The sequence below is a fragment of the Aquitalea sp. ASV11 genome, from assembly GCF_016429185.1.
GTDB classification, from domain to species: Bacteria; Pseudomonadota; Gammaproteobacteria; order Burkholderiales; family Chromobacteriaceae; genus Aquitalea; species Aquitalea pelogenes.
The window spans coordinates 33,151-50,705 of sequence record NZ_JAELUD010000027.1 but is presented as its reverse complement, the minus strand read 5'-3'; the positions used below and the strand labels follow the sequence as shown (position 1 = coordinate 50,705).

Here is a 17,555-nt window from a genome sequence, read left to right as displayed (position 1 = left end):
CCCCCCCCCCCCCCCCCCCCCCCCCCCCCCCCCCCCCCCCCCCCCCCCCCCCCCCCCCCCCCCCCCCCCCCCCCCCCCCCCCCCCCCCCCCCCCCCCCCCCCCCCCCCCCCCCCCCCCCCCTTTACACCCCCCCCCCCCCCCCCCCCCCCCCCACATCTTACTGTTCGTCGGCAGCGTCAGATGTGTATAAGAGACAGGGATAAAACGCGTTGGTGTCATGGTTGATTCAATTTTCATTCATTCTGTTTTGATAATATGTTTTGAACAAAATAGTGGGCAGTCTCTATTTACTAACAGTTGATAAGTCAATGTTTTGGATTGAACTTGCGCGAATAAAAGAACTTTCATCTCATTTGTTAGTACGGCTCTATCAAAATCAGAGCTTTCTGAGTTAATTCATGCGGATGACTCAATGTAAGCTACGTTTATGTTAAAAAAGTCATGCCATTCGCAATTGCTACAATTGCCAAGATTGGAATTTATTAGTTGTATGTAAAATTTATTCCTTGTTCTTATGCAAGAAGCTTGGTATATGAATGAATGACTTTCTTTGTTGTATTTATAATTTTGAATGCGTACTAGCGATTTATTTTTATTAAAAAATGCAACGCTTTGTGAAAAGCAATATGAGTCACTATTTTCATTATTTTTGTTTATGCATGTTGAAGTGATTATTATCATATTTTTATCGCAATTTAATAGGTCAATGTTTGCGTAGTATGTTTTTGATTCAAGTTTTTTATTTGTTATTGATTCTGCTTGTGTGGCTTCACTGATGTGTTGTTGTAAAAATATTGATATTATGATTAATTTGTATTTTGATAATGGTATTTGATTTTTCATATTTTTACTCATCATAAAATCTTTGTAAAAGCGGGTTGAAATTTTTGGCTTTTTCTATTGTCTGTCCGCATGATTCACCATTTTCAATGTCATCCCAAAAACTTTATATAGGTTTGTCATTGCTTTCTACTTGTTTCTGTGCATGGGTAGACGTTTGAAATCCTTAAACATCCATCTGTTATCTCTTCTTCGCTGCATATATATTCATAATTATTTTTATTATTACTTCTGTATATAGGGTGGCAAAATCCTGGACCTTCTATTCTAAAGTCAATATTTTTACCATCTATAATCTCTGTTGCACTAACTCCCATGATATTAAATTTACGTTTTATAGTTCCATCGAAATTCTTTTCATATAGGTAAGTGTGCATACCTGTACTTCCTGATGTGCATGTATTCCCAATTGAGATTATTATTCTTAATGTGTCTTTGAGGTTGGATTTTATCTTGGTAATATTAAATTTCAATTCACCACAGCCATTTTTGTCAATCAGATTATTTCCTCTATTTTCAATTGCTAAATCATTTATGATGAAATTTATTTCTGCTAAAGTTGCGCCAGTACCAACTAGCTGTTTTTGAAAATATCAAAATTTCCAGCGTTTGTGTAACTGCTCATTAAAAGTGTAATTAAAATTAATTTTACTTTGGGTGGTATTGTATTCATTGGGTATATGTAAATTTCTTTGGATATTTTCAATTGTAAAGTGTTGATGTGTCTTGATGATATATTTGTGGTTTTGGTTTTGTGGTATTCATTTTTAATATTCAGGTTTGATGATGTAAACTTTCCGGTTTGCATCTACTTTAAAGTTGTTCCATAGATGTAAATAGCTTATTTCATCAATATAAGCTGTTACTTGTAGTGTGCATGTACTGCTTTGTTTGAAGACTATATTTTGAAGTAAAAATGCGAAGCGTGTTGTTTTCGGAAGCTTTGAAGCTAGATTGCGAAATGCATTACTTTTGGTAACTATTTTTATGCTGGCATTTATTAAAATCTTTTTTTGTGATGACGAAATGCTTTTGCATTCTTTGGGTAGAAATGCTCCTGCAAATAGCGTTGGAGAGTTAGTGCTTGCAAAACAAGTGATGGTTATTGCAATGATGCATATGGTTTGTGTGAGTTTGCTTTTTTTCATTAAAGTGTCTCATTAATATGCGCATTAATTGGCTCTATATTGCATGGTACTTGGTGTAAGTATCTTGTTGGTTAAGATAATGCAAAAAATCTATACTCCCATTTTTATGGAAAAAGCCATGTGCGTATGGAAAGTTCAGTTGGTAGGGGGGAATAAGCATCTTTATTAAAGGTGGAGACGTCATTATCTCCGGGCAATGTTCTGTTCACGTTCGCTCATGGTTGTCTCTGGTGTTGATGGGTGTTAGTTAATAGATATGATTTTTCCATCTGTTAAAATAAATTCTCCTCTTAATTTTTTATTGCATCTTTTATTGTGTTTATATAATATTGCGAAGCCTAAAATTTTGTAATTGCCATTGTTCAATGTTTGGGCTGGTGTCTCTACCCTCGTTCCTGGTAATGTGATTCCATATCTAATTGGGAAATCATTAATCGTTCCGCTGCCCATTTGTCTTGTTGCTAGTGAATTCAATGACCAGTAGTACGTATTGCTTTCTATGCTATTTTTTTTGTGAGACACTTTTTCAACTAAAATGCTATGAAGCTCAGCATTGTCATCATTCTCTCTTCCTGCGATATCGATATAAAAATTATTGGTGTTGTCTTTGTAGGTAATGGTTTTGGCGAAATTGTCACACAGGCTTGTCGAGTAAGAGTCGCATCCATTTAATCCGCTGCAAATAAATATGCTTGAGATAAATTTAAAAAAATACCGCTTCAGAATTTGAACTTTATGAGTTGGCCATCTATTAAAATTCATATTTATCTCCGACGGCGTAATTTGTGCTGTTAAATCGCATTTAGTACGGTGGTGGTTGTGTCTTGTAGGAGTGGTTTGATGGTAATGAGTATTTGTTTGGTAATGTACAGTATTGTTTTGTATAATTCTTAATTGTGACTAATGGGTGGTTGATATTTCCATGGACAGTGCCTGGCATCCATGGGTGAGAAAGTTTTATTTATCTATATTTTCTATTGAATTGTTTGAAAATTTAAATTTCCCATTTAATCTATATGAATTTATCTTGCTATTTTCAGGGAAAACTACGGCGCCAATAATTGTGTATGTTCCATTTGTAATTTTTACTGGAGCTATGTCTAGTTTCATGTATTCTGAAAGATGTCCGTATTTTATTGGAAAGTCATTTGTTTTTTCGTAAATATTTCTTGCGGCACGAGACCCAATTGACCAGTAACTGTTTGACCCTATTACATTTCCGTTCAATTTTCGAATGGACATTAATTGAATTTTAATATATTTATTTTTATATTTTTCAGGAATATCTATGATGAGTTCATTATTTTTTCCTATGTGGGCGGTTGCTGTGATCCAAGACTCGCATTGAAGTAATGAGCAGGGATGGCATCCCGATAGTGCTACTAAAATCAGCAAATTCGCTAGGTATGTATGCTTACGATAATATGAGTTATGTATCATTGCCTTCATGCTTAATGATGAGATTCATTGGTAAGTTATGGTTTTGATTCTGCTTATGTAAATAGTCTGTTGGGACAGTATGGTTTTGGTGGCAAGGAATTGAGCGAATTTGGCTAACCCTTAGTGTCATGATTCAGTATCGTAAATGTGATGCTCCAGTGTAAAAGGAAAAATCTATTAAATTGAAATGAAGAGAGTATTTATATAAAGAATGGTAGTTTGATCTGAATTGAGAGGATGGCCAATCGGTGTGCTGATTCTGGCTAAACTTTTTTGGAATTTTCTTGTTATTGCTTATGTTGCCATTTTGCGTAATGAAAAATGATTTTTTAATTGGCTTGGCTGACTCATTTACTGACGTTGCTGTGGCATGGCTGAATGTTGCAACAAGTAATATAAAGTGAATGAATAATGCTCGCGCGTGTAATGGTGGCTGTGTAAGGGTGATGCGTGGCGATTGCAGGCTATTTGTGCCGCATGCGGTTTGCCTGTACTGGTTGCGCTTGATGCAGTGAAATGGGGAGGTAGTGTGTTGGCTCGGGTTGCTCTTACGCTGTGCGCAATTTCACTTTCCCTTGGCTATGGTGTAGCCGCGATTTCCTGGGATTGAATGCAGGCAGGGTGTTGAGGCAAAAGTAGCGCTTGGTGAATGATGCGGACGCATGTGTGTCGCTAAGTGGTTTCGGCGTGTTGCAGAAGGCTTGTTGACCGCCAAAGGGCGGGTATGGGGCTGCTTGGGAGGTATTGAGGCAACAGTAGGCACAACAGGGCCTTTCGGCTCTGCTGTGCCGGAAGCGCACAGGCTGTCTTAGCGCGGCAAGCCCAGCGCGTAGCGGATGACTTCGCGTTTGAGCGGGCCGGCCTTGTCGGCCAGTTTCAGCCCCAGTTTGCGGGCGGCCTTGAGCGGCGGGATGTTGTTGCTGAAGCCGAAGCAGAAGGCGTCCATGCCGGTCTGCATGGCCAGATTGGCCGGTTTGCGTCGCCGCTCGTAGGCTTTGAGCACGCTGATATCGGCAAAGTCGCGGCCTTCGCTGACGGCGCGGCTGATGATGTCGGCCAGTTCGGCCACATCCTGAAAGCCAAGATTGACCCCTTGCCCGGCCAGCGGGTGAATGGTGTGGGCGGCGTCACCGGCCAGCACCACGCCATCCTTGGCATACGTCGCCGCATGGCGACGGGTGAGGGCGAAGGAGCCGCGTGCCAGCAGCTGGCGGATGCCGCCCAGCTTTTGCGGGAAGGTGGCACTGAAGGCGGAAACCAGTTCTTCGTCGCTCAGTGCCACCAGGCGCTTCACTTCGGTGGGCGTGTTGTACCACACCAGAGAGGCATGTGGGCCGGTGAGCGGCAGGAAGGCTTGCGGGCCGGTGGCGGTAAAGCGTTGCCAGGTGATGTCCTGCTGGCCGTATTCCATTTCGCAGCTGGCCACCAGCGCATGCATGGGGTAGTCCCAGCTGGTAATGCCGATACCGGCTGCATCGCGCACCTGGGAGCGGGCTCCATCGGCTGCCACCAGCAGGCGGGCCACCAGCACGGTGCCGTCTTCCAGTGTGACGCGGGATGCCTTGGGCGAGTAGACAATGCTGGCAATGCGCGCCGGGCAGATATAGCGGATGTCGTCTTTTTCTTGCAGGCAGGCGGTGGTGGCCAATTGTACGATGCGGTTTTCCACGATGTGCCCCAGTGCGTCCACACCGGCTTCGGCGGCATCAAACAGGGTGCCGTTCTGTTCCTGGTCTTCCCATACCTGCATGCGGCGGTAAGGGGCGGCGCGCATGGCAAGGATGCGTGGCCAGGCGCCCAGGCGCTCCAGCAAGCGGGCCGATGCCGGGCTGATGGCGGAGACGCGCAGGTCCGGTGCCTGTGCCGGGTCAAACGCCGGGGGAGCGGTTTGCTCCAGTACGGCCAGCTTCAGGCCCTTGCCACTGAGTGCTGCGGCCAGGGCGCTGCCCACCATGCCCCCGCCGACGATCAAGATATCCAGATGTTCCATTACGGCCCTCATGCGGCGCATTGCGCCTGATTCTCGTTGCAGTATTGCGCGCGATTGTGCCAAAGGCGGGTACTGCCGGCTTTGGTCTGGATCAAGCGCGGGGCAGGTGCGCGGCTTCAGTCGCCGGAGTACAGCGGGCGCTCTTCCAGCACGGCGCGCAGGCGCGGGGTGACATGCTGGATGAAGGCTTCGTATTTTTTCGGCAGGGGCTGGCGGTAGGGAAATACCAGATACACCGGCCAGCTGCCGCCTTGCCAGCCCGGCAGTACCCGTACCAGATGCCCGCTTTCCAGATAATGGCTGGCCACATAGTGCGGCAGCAGGGCCACGCCGTGGCCGGCAATCAGGCCGGAGATGAGCGAGGCGTACTGGTCGCAGACCAGCATGGGGCGGGTGGTGATGGATTTGAGTTCGCCGTCTTTTTCCAGCCGCCATTCCCGGCCATAGACATGATGGCTGTTGAGCAGGATGCGGTGGCGGCACAGGTCGTCCGGGCTGTTAAGCGGCGGGGCCTTGGCCAGATAGTCGGGCGAGGCGTAGGGCGCTTCCCAGACAAAGCCCAGCGGCTTGGCCACCAGGCGGTCGTCGTGCACATTGCGTGAGCGGATGCAGAAGTCGACGCCGTCGTTGATCGGGTCTTGCAGGCGGTTTTCCGCACGCAGCTCCAGTTCCAGATCCGGATGGCAGGCTGCCAGTTCGGACAACATGGGAGCCAGCAGGTACTGGGCAAACGAGGCGGTGGCGCTGATGCGCAACGGGCCTTCGATCAGGCCCTGCGCTTCTTCGATATCAGGCCCTACTTTTTCCAGCATCTCGCGCAACTGGCGGGCATGCGTCGCCAGGCGCCGTCCGGTTTCGGTCAGTGCCACGCGGCGGGTATTGCGCAGCACCAGCACGGTGCCAAGCTGCTGTTCCAGCTCTTTCACCAGCTGGCTGATGCGGCTTTTGGCGCAGCCAATGTCATCGGCGGCAGCGGTAAAACTGCCTTTGCGCGCCAGCGCATCAAAAGCCAGCAGGGCATCGGGCGATGGAGTGGGATTTGTTTTCATGGCAGAACAGTGCGTGGTAAGGGCGATGTATTTGACGGCGTTTTTCACGATATTAGCATAGGGCTACCCAGTTTCCTGAACAGTGCCAGGAATTTTCTTAACATGCCGTCGGTCAGACAGGCTTATTTTGTATTGTTTTAAATTTTGAACATTGAAGTCATTTTGTTAGGATTATTCTGTGAAATTGTCCTGTGTATGATTGATTGGCATTATTTTCAGAACGATGCTTAATCAAGAAAGGCAAGACAATGAAAGTATTGGTTATTGGTGGACGTGGTGTTATCGGTAGTGCCGTGGTGGCATTGTTGTCAACAGAACATGAGGTGCTGGTGGGCGGGCGTCATGATGCTGAGGTGCGGGTGGACATGACTGACCCGGCCAGCATTGAGGCCATGTACCAGGCGCATCCAGACCTGGACGCGGTGGTGGTGACCGCCGGCCATGTGCCGTTCAAGCCCTTGCAACAGCTGAGCGAGGACGATTGGCAGTCGGGCCTGCATGACAAGCTGATGGGGCAGGTGCGTCTGGTGCAGATCGGTGCGCGCCATCTGCACGCGGGGGCGGTATTCGTGCTCACTTCCGGCCTGTTGGAGCGCGAGCATATCCTTGGCGGCAGTTGCGCCAGCGTGGTCAATGCCGGTCTGGCGGCCTTTGTGCGCTCGGCGGCACAGGAGTTGTGGGGCCAGGCGCGGGTGAATCTGGTCAGCCCCGGTGTCGTGGCGGGGGATAAGCGTGGTGCCGGGGCCTTTGCCGGTTTCATGCCGGTGAGCCGTGAGCAGATTGCCCAGAGTTATCTGCGCGCCCTGACCCAGCCCCTGACTGGCAAGGTGCTGGAAGTCTTTCCCGAAGTCACGCACTAAGGCCGGATGTGGGAAAATGAGCGCCGCCGGTGATACGCACCGGCGGTTTTTCTTTTGCCATGGATTGCTCATGTTGCCCACTTTTGCGCTCAGCGCCGCCATGCTGCTCTGGGCCAGTGCCTTTATCGCGCTGAAAATCGTCTTTGTCGTGTTCGACCCGCTGGCGGTGCTGTTTGCCCGCATGGTGCTGGCCAGTTGCTGCATTCTGCCCTTGTTGTGGCAGCGGGCAGAGCGTTGGCGTTACCAGCGTGGCGACTGGCGCTGGATGCTGGCCATGGGCCTGGCAGAGCCCTGTCTGTATTTTCTGTTTGAAGCCCAGGCGCTGGTGAATACCAGTGCGGCACAGGCATCGGTCATCACTGCCACCCTGCCTTTGCTCACCGGGGTGGGGGCCATGCTGTTCCTGCATGAAAAAATGAGCCCGCGTGCCTGGCTGGGGCTGGTCATTTCCTTTGCCGGGGTGCTGTGGCTGACGCTGGACAACCAGGTGTCCGCCCAGGCGCCCAACCCGGTCTTGGGCAATGCACTGGAGTTTTGCGCCATGTTGTGTGCCACCGGCTATGTGCTGATTGCCAAGCGCCTGTCGCGTCGTTATTCGGCGCTGGCCATTACCGGCATGCAGACGGTGCTGGGCAGCGTCTGGTTTGGCCTGGCGCTGCTTAGCCCCTGGGGCCATTGGCCCAGTCATTTTCCACTCTGGCCCAGCCTGATGGTGGTGTACCTGGGGGTGTTCGTCACCCTGGGGGCATATGGCCTGTACACCTGGGCTGTCAGCAAGATGCCGGTGTCGCGGGCATCGCCCTTCATCAATCTGATTCCCTTGTTTACCGTCCTGCTGGCGTGGTGGCTGCTGGATGAAACCCTGGTTCCGGCGCAATGGCTGGCCTGCCTGTTGGTGCTGGGTGGGGTGTTGCTGGGCGAGGGAAGGTCTTCTGCCAGACAGTCTGAAGGTTAAGTTTGGTAAAAACTGGTCGATATGGCAGATAACGATGTGCTGTACCATCGTCTGCACAAGGGTTAACGCGGCGTTGTCAGCGAACTGACACTATAAATAGCACAGGTCTTGTCGGCGGAAACCGCCGATCAGCCATTCTCTCCGACCGGGGGCGGTTCCAGAGTGAATGGCTTCTCTAAATCAATAACAGGATGCTAGGCGTGATGAACAAGACATGGCAGATCCGTTCGCGGCAGGCGGCGGTCATACTACTCGGGAGTGGTTTGCTGGTAACCGTGGCGCAGGCCGAAGAAAAGGCTGCGGCAGCAGCCGAACACGGCAAGCCCATTGTCTTGCCGGGCAAGCAGGCGGCATCAGCCGCAGCGGAAGCACCGACCAAGACCATCGTGTTGCCGGGCAAGCTGGCTGCATCCATGGCAGCTGCGCGCGCCAAGCCCAAGGAGCCGGAAACCCTGCAGCCTGAAGTAAAGCAAGGGGCGGCACCTCTGCTGAAAGCACCAGTGGGCCCGAGCCCCGAGGTACATGCCCCCGGCGGTAGCGTGCACGAGGCCAGGCGTGCGGCCAAGCCACGCCGGGCCAAAGCCAAGCCCAAGGCGATGGAGCGCAAGCCGGAGGAGAGCAGCCATGACGAACACGGCCATGGCTCCGAAGTGCAGCAGGTGCGTACAGCCGTAAGCACCATCCTGCATGACAACAGCGATTACATGGCGCACCACAAGGCAGCCTACTTCAAGACCTTTGCCGACAAGCAGACCCCGCGCGCAACCGTGGTGACCTGCTCTGATTCGCGGGTGCAAAGCGAGGTGATGGACAAGAGCGCCGTCAACGACCTGTTCATGGTGCGCGACATCGGCAACCAGCTGGCCACTGCCGAGGGCTCGGTGGAATACGGCGTGCGCCATCTGCACACCCCGCTGCTGATTTTTGTCGGCCATGCCGCCTGCGGTGCCATCAAGGCTGCTTCAGCCGATTACAGCAAACTGGAGCCTGCCATCCGCAAAGAGCTGGCCACCATCAACATTCCGCAGGGCATCGACCCCACCGATGGTGCGCTGCTGAATGTGAATAACCAGGTGGAAAGCGCCATCCTGAAGTTCTCCGGCGAGGTGGAAGCCGGGCATCTGGCCATCCTGGGCGCGTTCTATGACTTCCGCAACGATTTGCACCAGGGGGCGGGCAAGCTGATCATCACCAATCTGAACGGTGAAACCGAGCCGGGCAAGATTCGCGAACTGATGAAGCAGGGCCAGTATTTCAAATACAGCTTCATGCGCTGACCGCTGCGCAGCTGCCTGACCAACACCGCCACCGCGTAGACCCGCGCTGGCGGTTTTTCTTTTTGTACGGCCTGTTTTTGTAAGTGACAGACTACAGGCTGACTGAAGCGGACTTTGAATGATTTGCCAGTTCATGCTGTTTTTCGTCGCTGGCGACTTATTTACTTGGCCTGGCGCAAAACGATGAACAGATAAAAAGAGTAATCTGCCTTTAATAATGATTTTTCCAGTAAAACAAAGGCGCTGGCCTTGTTTGTCTGACAATTTTATTTGCATGGTTGTAGTGGATTAATTACAGTATGCAGGGCTGTATATTCAGTTTGTATTTGGCAAAGCCTGCCGGATGAATACGGCGATAAACTGAATGTCATGCAGCCCGGGCAGATTTCTTTTTTGTCATTGGAGTCGTGTCATGTCGGTATCTTCATTGGAACAACTCGATGCGCTGGTAGCGCGTGTCAAACAGGCCCAGGCGGTTTTTGCCGAATTCTCCCAACAGCAGGTGGATGTGATTTTCCGCAGCGCAGCGCTGGCCGCGGCGGATGCGCGCATTCCGCTGGCGCGCATGGCGGTGGAAGAAACCGGCATGGGGGTGATGGAAGACAAGGTGATCAAGAATCACTTTGCCTCCGAGTACATCTACAACAAGTACAAGGATGAAAAGACCTGCGGCGTGCTGTCGGAAGACGACAGCTTCGGCACCATCACCATTGCCGAACCCATTGGCATCCTGTGCGGCATTGTGCCCACCACCAACCCCACCTCCACGGCCATTTTCAAGGCGCTGATCGCGCTGAAAACCCGCAATGCCATCATTTTCTCGCCCCATCCGCGGGCGCGGCGTTCCACTTGCGAAGCAGCGCGGCTGGTACTGGAAGCTGCCGTGGCTGCCGGTGCACCGCAGGACATCATCGGCTGGATAGACGAGCCTAGCGTGGAGTTGTCCAACGCGCTGATGCAGCACCCGGACATCAACCTGATTCTGGCCACCGGTGGCCCCGGCATGGTGAAAGCCGCGTATTCCTCCGGCAAGCCGGCCATTGGTGTGGGGGCGGGCAATACCCCGGCGGTGATCGACGAAACTGCCGACATCAAGCGCGCCGTGGCCTCCATCCTGATGTCCAAGACTTTCGACAACGGCGTGGTATGTGCGTCCGAGCAGTCAGTCATCGTGGTGGACAGCATTTACGAGGCGGTGCGCGAACGCTTTTCGCGCCATGGCGGTTACATTCTCAGCGCGCAGGAAACCGCCGCCGTGGCGGGTGTCATCCTCAACCGTGGCAGTCTGAATGCTGCGATTGTCGGCCAGAGCGCGGTGAAAATTGCCGCCATGGCCGGCATTGCCGTACCGGCCGACACCAAGGTGCTGATTGGCGAAGTGAGCGACCTGAGCAATGACGAAGCCTTCGCCCACGAAAAGCTGTCGCCCACGCTGGCCATGTACCGCGCCCGCGATTTTGCCGATGCCTGCGACAAGGCCGCAGCGCTGGTGGCACTGGGTGGCATCGGCCACACCTCGGCGCTGTATACCGATCAGGACTTGCAAGGCGAGCGCATCCGCTATTTTGGCGACAAGATGAAAACCGCGCGCATCCTGATCAACACCCCGTCCTCGCATGGTGGCATCGGTGATTTGTACAACTTCAGCCTGGCGCCGTCGCTGACACTGGGTTGCGGTTCCTGGGGCGGCAACTCCATCTCGGAAAACGTCGGCCCCAAACACCTGATCAACAAGAAAACCGTGGCCAAGAGGGCGGAAAACATGCTGTGGCACAAACTGCCCAAGTCCATTTACTTCCGCCGTGGCTGCCTGCCGGTGGCACTGGAAGACCTGGCTGGCAAAAAGCGTTGCCTGATTGTGACCGGGCATTATCTGCTGGAGCACGGCTTTGTCGATGAGCCGGTGCGCCTGCTGAAAAAAATGGGCCTGGAAGTGGAAGTGTTCTTCGATGTGCCTGCCGACCCCACGCTGGCGGTAGTGCGCAAGGGGGCCGAACTGGCCCATGCCTTCCAGCCGGACGTGATCATGGCGCTGGGCGGCGGCTCGCCAATGGATGCGGCCAAGATCATCTGGGTGATGTACGAACACCCGGAAGTGCATTTTGCCGATCTGGCGCTGCGCTTCATGGACATCCGCAAACGCATTTACCAGTTCCCCAAGCTGGGCGGCAAGGCCATGCTGGTGGCGGTGCCCACCACCTCCGGCACCGGCTCGGAAGTCACGCCGTTTGCCGTGGTGACCGATGAAGTGACCGGGGTGAAATACCCGATTGCCGACTACGAACTCACCCCGCACATGGCCATTGTTGATGCCAATCTGGTGATGGACATGCCCAAGTCGCTCACCGCCTTTGGCGGCATCGACGCGGTGACGCATGCGCTGGAAGCCTATGTGTCGGTGATGGCCAACGAATACTCCGACCCGCAGGCCCTGCAGGCGCTGAAGCTGCTGAAGGACTACCTGCCATCGGCCTATCTGAACGGCGCACGCGACCCGAAAGCGCGCGAGCAAGTGCATAACGCCGCCAGCATTGCCGGCATCGCCTTTGCCAACGCCTTCCTGGGCGTATGCCATTCCATGGCGCACAAGCTGGGTGCGGAGTTCGGCCTGGCGCATGGTCTGGCCAATGCCTTGCTGATCAGCAATGTCATCCGCTACAACGCGGCTGATATTCCGACCAAGCAAACCGCGTTCAGCCAGTACGACCGGCCCAAGAGCGTGGCGCGCTATGCCGAAATCGCCCGTCATCTGGGGCTGGAAGGCGAACGCGATCACGAGCGGGTGGAAAAACTGGTGCAGTGGGTGGACGAGCTCAAGCAGATGCTCAACATCCCCATGTCGATTCAGGCAGCCGGAGTGGAAGAGGCGGACTTTCTGGCCCGGGTCGACCAGTTGGCCGAAGCGGCATTTGACGACCAGTGCACCGGGGCCAATCCGCGTTATCCCTTGATCAGCGAACTCAAACAGCTGCTACTGGACAGCTACTATGGCCGGGCCTGGTGCGAAGCGCATTTGCGCGATGCCGCCAGCGATGTTGCCGTGGTGCGCAAGTCCAAGGGCAAGCTCAAGACCGTGTGACGGCGGGCAAGCAAACCTGTCAACACCAGACCAGCCCGGAGCATGCTCCGGGCTTTTTCCTGCCCGCTGCATGCCATGCCGGGTGTGCTGGGTTAAGCTGTCTGCTTGACCAGCCCGTGATGGAGCGCAGCATGCAAATCGACACTATTCCCTTTGGCGTGACCGACTGGTCGGCCATCACCGCGACCGAGCACCCCGGCGAAAGCGGCATGGCGCTGTGGCGCACCTGCCAGTTCGGCAATATCCGTGTACGCATGGTGGAGTACAGCCCCGGCTATGTGGCCGACCACTGGTGTCGCAAGGGTCATATCCTCCTGTGTCTGGAAGGTGAACTGCTGACCGAGCTGGCCGATGGCCGCCGTTTCATGCTGACCCCCGGCCTGAGCTATCAGGTGGCTGATGAAGCCGAGCCGCACCGCTCGTCAACCCGGACCGGGGCGCGGCTGTTCATCGTGGATTGAGCGCGGCCCATCACACCCCTGCGGTGTGGTGTCTGCTTGCCACAGGGTCATTACGCTATTTTGTGGCCTCAGGCGGGCTTGCTCTTGCGGCTGCTGCGTGCCGGTTTGGCGGCGTCGGTTTCGCTGGCGCTGACCGGTACCGGTTTCACCTTGGTCCGCGTGTCTTTGGGCTTGACGGCGGGTTCTCCTTTTTGCAGATGCAGCAGGCGGCGGCGGATGTCGTCGGTATCCAGCCAGATATCCTCGCCCTTGCTGATGCGTTCCAGTTCCTGATCACTCAGGAAGGGGCGGCAGACATTGCGCATCACCTTGTCGAACCATTTGCGGCTGGCCATCACCTGCGCTGCCTGTTCGTTACCCTTGCCCACCGAGGCGGATGAGTAGTTGTGGAACATCAGCTGGCAGGTGTCATGTACGATCAGCTCGTCGCCGGCCAGGAAGATCAGCGCGCCCATCGAGTAGGCGCGGGCTTCCAGAATGGTGATGACGTGCGCCTCGCTGGCGGCGATATTGTTGATGATCTGCAGGCCGGTATCGAAATTGCCGCCGGGGGTGTTGAGGTGCAGGAAGATCAGGTCGGTGGCACTGGCTGTGCGCAGGGTGTACAGCAGGTCGGTGTACTGGATGGGATCGACAATTTCACCGGACAGATAGTAGGAAATCTGCCGGATCACACCTTGTGATTCATAGCGGCGGAAGGCTGGCAGTTTCACATCGTCGTCTTCGTCGTCGTCAGTGCTGCGGTCTTGCAGCGGGGCGTGGTAACGGGAGTGGGTCATCGCATTTTCCTGTTGTTGTAAGGATGAGGAAGGCTGCGTGTTGCACTGTCAGTGTAGCCCTGCCACCACAAGAGCGACCAGCCTGTTTCCTACCTGTTTTGCGATATGGCAATGCAGGAAACAGAAAAAACGCCTGCGGCACCGGGCAGCAGGCGTTGTCGGCTGAGATCGGACCAAACCTAGCCCAGCTCTTTCAATAGCTCCTTCACCCGCACCACGCGCAGGCCCACTTCTTCTATCTTCGACTCCACCCGCAGCTTGTCCTGCCCGGCCAGTTTGTAGTTCTTCTTGCTCTGGATCAGCTGGATGATTTTCATCGGGTCGATCGGCGGGTTCTTGATGAACTGCAGCTGGATGGCCACTTCGCTGGCGTCCAGTTTGGCCACGCCCAGGGGCTTGGCCAGCAGGCGCAGGCGATGGCTTTCGATCAGCGTTTTCACCGTTTGCGGTGGCAGGCCGAAGCGGTCAATCAGCTCCTCGTGGATGGCGTCGATGTCCTGCTCGGTTTCGCAGGTGGCCAGGCGCTTGTACAGCACCAGCCGTTCATGCACGTCCGGGCAGTAGGCATCCGGCAGCAGCGCCGGGCTGTGCAGATTGATTTCGGTGGTGACGCCCAGCGGTGCGTCCAGGTCCGGCTCGCGACCTTTTTTCAGGTCGCGCACCGCTTGTTTGAGCATCTCGGTAAACAACGAGAAACCCACTTCCTGCATTTCGCCCGACTGGCCTTCACCCAGCACTTCGCCCGCACCACGGATTTCCATATCGTGCATGGCCAGATAGAAACCGGCGCCCAGCTCGCCGGACAGCTGGATGGCTTCCAGCCGTTTGCCGGCGTCCTTGGTCATGCCGTCCGGGGTGAGCAGATAGGCATAAGCCTGATGATGGCTGCGACCCACCCGGCCACGCAGCTGGTGTAGCTGGGCCAGACCGAACTTGTCGGCACGGTTGATCAGGATGGTGTTGGCATTGGGAATGTCGATGCCGGTTTCGATGATGGTGGAGCACAGCAGCACGTTGAAGCGCTGCTGCAGGAAGTCACGCATTACCTGTTCCAGCTCGCGTTCGCGCAACTGGCCGTGGGCCACGCCGATACGGGCTTCCGGCACCAGTTCTGCCAGTTTTTCCTGCATGTTGGCAATGGTGTCCACTTCGTTGTGCAGGAAGAACACCTGACCGCCACGCTTGAGTTCACGCAGGATGGCCTCGCGGATGACGCCGTTGCTGGCCGGGCTGATGAAGGTTTTCACTGCCAGGCGGCGGTTGGGCGCAGTGGCGATGACCGAGAAGTCGCGCAGTCCTTCCAGCGCCATCGACAGCGTGCGCGGAATTGGCGTGGCGGTGAGGGTGAGCACGTCCACATTGGCGCGCAGGCGCTTGAGCTGCTCTTTCTGGCGTACGCCAAAGCGGTGCTCTTCGTCGATGATTACCAGCCCCAGGTTCTTGAACTGTACGTCCGGCTGCACCAGCTTGTGGGTGCCGATGACAATGTCCACCGTGCCCTCGGCCAGGCCCGCCAGCGCGGCCTTGCTTTCCTTGGCGCTGCGAAAGCGCGACAGCTCGGCAATCTTCACCGGCCAGTCGTTGAAACGGTCGGAGAAATTCTGGAAATGTTGCTCGGCCAGCAAGGTGGTGGGCACCAGCAGCGCCACCTGCTTGCCGCCCATCACCGCGACAAAAGCGGCGCGCAGCGCGACTTCGGTCTTGCCAAAGCCCACGTCGCCGCATACCAGACGGTCCATCGGCTTGCCGCTGCACATATCGTGGATGACGGCCTCGATGGCATTGGCCTGGTCTATGGTTTCTTCAAAGCCGAAACCGGCGGCAAAGGCGTCGTAATCGTGGTGGGACAGGGTGAAGCTGTGGCCTTCGCGCGCGGCGCGCTGGGCGTAGAGGTTAAGCAGCTCGGCGGCGGTATCGCGCGCTTTTTCGGCGGCTTTCTTCTTGGCCTTCTCCCAGGCCGGATTGCCCAGCTTGTGCAGCGGGGCTTGCTCGGACGGGCCACCGGCATAGCGCGAGATCAGGTGCAGCTGGCTCACCGGCACATACAGGGTGGCATTGTCGGCGTATTCCAGCTGCATCAGCTCGGTTTCGCCTTCGCCCAGGTCCATCGACACCAGGCCGATATAGCGGCCAATACCGTGCTGCTCGTGTACCACCGGGTCGCCGGATTTCACTTCGGCCAGATCGCGCAGCATGGAGTCCGAGCTCATCTTCACATGGCGGCGGCGGGTGTGGCTGCGCGCAATATGCTGGTACAGCTCGCTCTCGGTAATGATGGACAGCGGCGGTTGTTGCTGGGCAAAGCCGGAATACAGCGGGGCCACCACCAGCGCCAGCGGCATGTTGCCATTGGCAAACTCCTGCCAGTTGTCGATCAGTTGCGGCTTGATGCCATGTTCCTGCAGGAACTGCACCATGGTTTCGCGCCGTCCCAGGCTTTCTGCCGTCAGCAGCACGCGCTGGCCGCTGCTTTGCAGATAATGCGCCAGCTTGTGCAGCGGGTTGTCGGCGCGGCGCTCGACGGCCAGATCCGGCAATTGCAAGACGGTGCTGTCTGCATCGGTAGCGGGAATCTCGATGCGCGAATAAGGTTTGATGCGGCCAAGGAATTCGTCCTGACGCAAGAACACATCGGCCGGTGGCAGTACCGGGCGTTCCGGGTCGCCCTGTGCCATGTGGTAGCGGTTCTGTACGTCTTTCCAGAAGGTGTCGGCGGCACCGGCCACGTCGCGGTGCAGCACCACCAGGGCGGATTCGCCCACGTAGTCGAACAGGGTGGCGGTTTCGTCGAAGAACAGTGGCAGGTAGTACTCGATGCCGGCAGGGAACAGATTGGCCGATACATCTTTATAAATGCGACTCTTGGACGGGTCGCCTTCCACGCGTTCGCGATAGTGCTGGCGGAAGGCGGTGACACCGCTTTCGTCCGCCGGATATTCGCGTGCCGGCAGCATGCGGATTTCCGGCACCGGGTACAGCGTGCGCTGGCTGTCCGGGTCGAAGGTGCGCAGGCTGTCGATTTCCTTGTCGAACAGGTCTATGCGGTAGGGCAGGGTGCTGCCCATGGGGAACAGGTCTACCAGACCGCCACGAATGGAAAACTCGCCCGGTGCCATCACCTGGGTGACGTGACTGTAGCCGGCCATCACCATGTCGGCGCGTAGTTGCTCCACATCCAGTTGTTGCTTGCTTTGCAACAAAAAGGTGCGGCCCAGCAGGTAGCTGACCGGCGAGAGCCGTGTCATGGCGGTGCTGACCGGTGCAATCACCACCTGGCATTCGCCGCGATGGATTTGCCACAAGGTGGCCAGCCGCTCGCTCACCAGCTCGCCGTGCGGCGAGAAATGGTCGTAAGGCAGCGTCTCCCAGTCAGGCAGCAAGGCCGCCTTGATGTCGGGGGCAAACCATGGCAACTCGGCCTTCAGTCGTTGCGCGGACTGGGCATCGGCAGTCAGCACCAGCAGGGTGTGGCCGGCCTGGGCCAGGCCTGCCAGTACGGCAGCATCCAGGCCATCGGGCAGGGCAGGGCAGCGGGTCTTCTGACCGGCGGGGGCAATGCGAGGCAGTGTGTCCAACATTCTTCTTCACATTCGTGGATCTGCGAGTATTATACCAGCGGGCATTTCACGCCATGGGTGTGTTTGCCATCCATTTACAAGAGGCCACAAGGCCCGCG

At 55.2% G+C, this 17,555-nt stretch carries 14 protein-coding genes; 6 read left to right on the top strand and 8 right to left on the bottom strand.

Annotated features, from left to right (window positions below):
• Positions 1–204, top strand: a 204-nt coding sequence (locus JHD62_RS10770) for a hypothetical protein (protein ID WP_199102884.1), incomplete at its 5' end; no start/stop codon positions are given.
• A gap of 756 nt (positions 205–960) precedes the next feature.
• On the opposite strand, the gene JHD62_RS10765 is transcribed toward JHD62_RS10770, so the two are convergent.
• The 6 genes from JHD62_RS10765 to JHD62_RS10740 form a co-directional block, all read right to left on the bottom strand.
• Positions 961–1,218 carry a hypothetical protein gene (locus JHD62_RS10765; RefSeq protein WP_199102883.1) on the bottom strand — a complete coding sequence of 86 codons (258 nt, stop codon included), beginning with the start codon at positions 1,216–1,218 and terminating at the stop codon, positions 961–963.
• A gap of 390 nt (positions 1,219–1,608) precedes the next feature.
• Positions 1,609–1,989, bottom strand: coding sequence for a hypothetical protein (locus JHD62_RS10760; RefSeq protein ID WP_199102882.1), 381 nt, complete (start codon positions 1,987–1,989; stop codon positions 1,609–1,611).
• A 243-nt stretch (positions 1,990–2,232) separates the two neighbouring features.
• Positions 2,233–2,751 carry a hypothetical protein gene (locus JHD62_RS10755; protein WP_199102881.1) on the bottom strand — a complete coding sequence of 173 codons (519 nt, stop codon included), beginning with the start codon at positions 2,749–2,751 and terminating at the stop codon, positions 2,233–2,235.
• Positions 2,752–2,946: 195 nt separating this feature from the next.
• Entirely contained in the window at positions 2,947–3,438 is a 492-nt protein-coding gene (locus JHD62_RS10750) for a hypothetical protein (protein ID WP_199102880.1), read from the bottom strand.
• A gap of 799 nt (positions 3,439–4,237) precedes the next feature.
• Complete coding sequence (locus tag JHD62_RS10745; protein WP_199102879.1) at positions 4,238–5,419, bottom strand: FAD-dependent monooxygenase; 1,182 nt, start codon at positions 5,417–5,419, stop codon at positions 4,238–4,240.
• A 116-nt stretch (positions 5,420–5,535) separates the two neighbouring features.
• Complete coding sequence (locus JHD62_RS10740) at positions 5,536–6,468, bottom strand: LysR family transcriptional regulator (RefSeq protein ID WP_199102878.1); 933 nt, start codon at positions 6,466–6,468, stop codon at positions 5,536–5,538.
• Between the two features lie 248 nt (positions 6,469–6,716).
• Between JHD62_RS10740 and JHD62_RS10735 the strand changes: the two genes are divergently transcribed.
• The 5 genes from JHD62_RS10735 to JHD62_RS10715 all read left to right on the top strand — a co-directional run bounded on the left by JHD62_RS10735 (position 6,717) and on the right by JHD62_RS10715 (position 13,100).
• Positions 6,717–7,328 (top strand): short chain dehydrogenase, encoded by a 612-nt coding sequence (locus tag JHD62_RS10735; protein WP_199102877.1) that lies wholly within the window; start codon positions 6,717–6,719, stop codon positions 7,326–7,328.
• Positions 7,329–7,398: 70 nt separating this feature from the next.
• On the top strand, positions 7,399–8,283 hold the full coding sequence (locus JHD62_RS10730; RefSeq protein WP_199102876.1) for a DMT family transporter: 885 nt from the start codon (positions 7,399–7,401) through the stop codon (positions 8,281–8,283).
• A gap of 203 nt (positions 8,284–8,486) precedes the next feature.
• Positions 8,487–9,560, top strand: coding sequence for a carbonic anhydrase (locus tag JHD62_RS22580; protein WP_233160845.1), 1,074 nt, complete (start codon positions 8,487–8,489; stop codon positions 9,558–9,560).
• Between the two features lie 412 nt (positions 9,561–9,972).
• Positions 9,973–12,639, top strand: coding sequence for a bifunctional acetaldehyde-CoA/alcohol dehydrogenase (gene adhE / locus JHD62_RS10720; protein ID WP_199102875.1), 2,667 nt, complete (start codon positions 9,973–9,975; stop codon positions 12,637–12,639).
• Between the two features lie 131 nt (positions 12,640–12,770).
• Positions 12,771–13,100 carry a DHCW motif cupin fold protein gene (locus tag JHD62_RS10715; RefSeq protein WP_199102874.1) on the top strand — a complete coding sequence of 110 codons (330 nt, stop codon included), beginning with the start codon at positions 12,771–12,773 and terminating at the stop codon, positions 13,098–13,100.
• Positions 13,101–13,168: 68 nt separating this feature from the next.
• Here the strand turns inward: JHD62_RS10715 and JHD62_RS10710 are convergent, their stop codons facing one another.
• Together JHD62_RS10710 and mfd are read right to left on the bottom strand one after the other, a co-directional pair.
• Positions 13,169–13,879: an ATP-dependent Clp protease proteolytic subunit gene (locus JHD62_RS10710; RefSeq protein WP_199102873.1), complete on the bottom strand. Its 711-nt coding sequence runs from the start codon at positions 13,877–13,879 to the stop codon at positions 13,169–13,171.
• Between the two features lie 179 nt (positions 13,880–14,058).
• Positions 14,059–17,457, bottom strand: coding sequence for a transcription-repair coupling factor (gene mfd / locus JHD62_RS10705; protein ID WP_199102872.1), 3,399 nt, complete (start codon positions 17,455–17,457; stop codon positions 14,059–14,061).
• Positions 17,458–17,555: the final 98 nt, after the last annotated feature.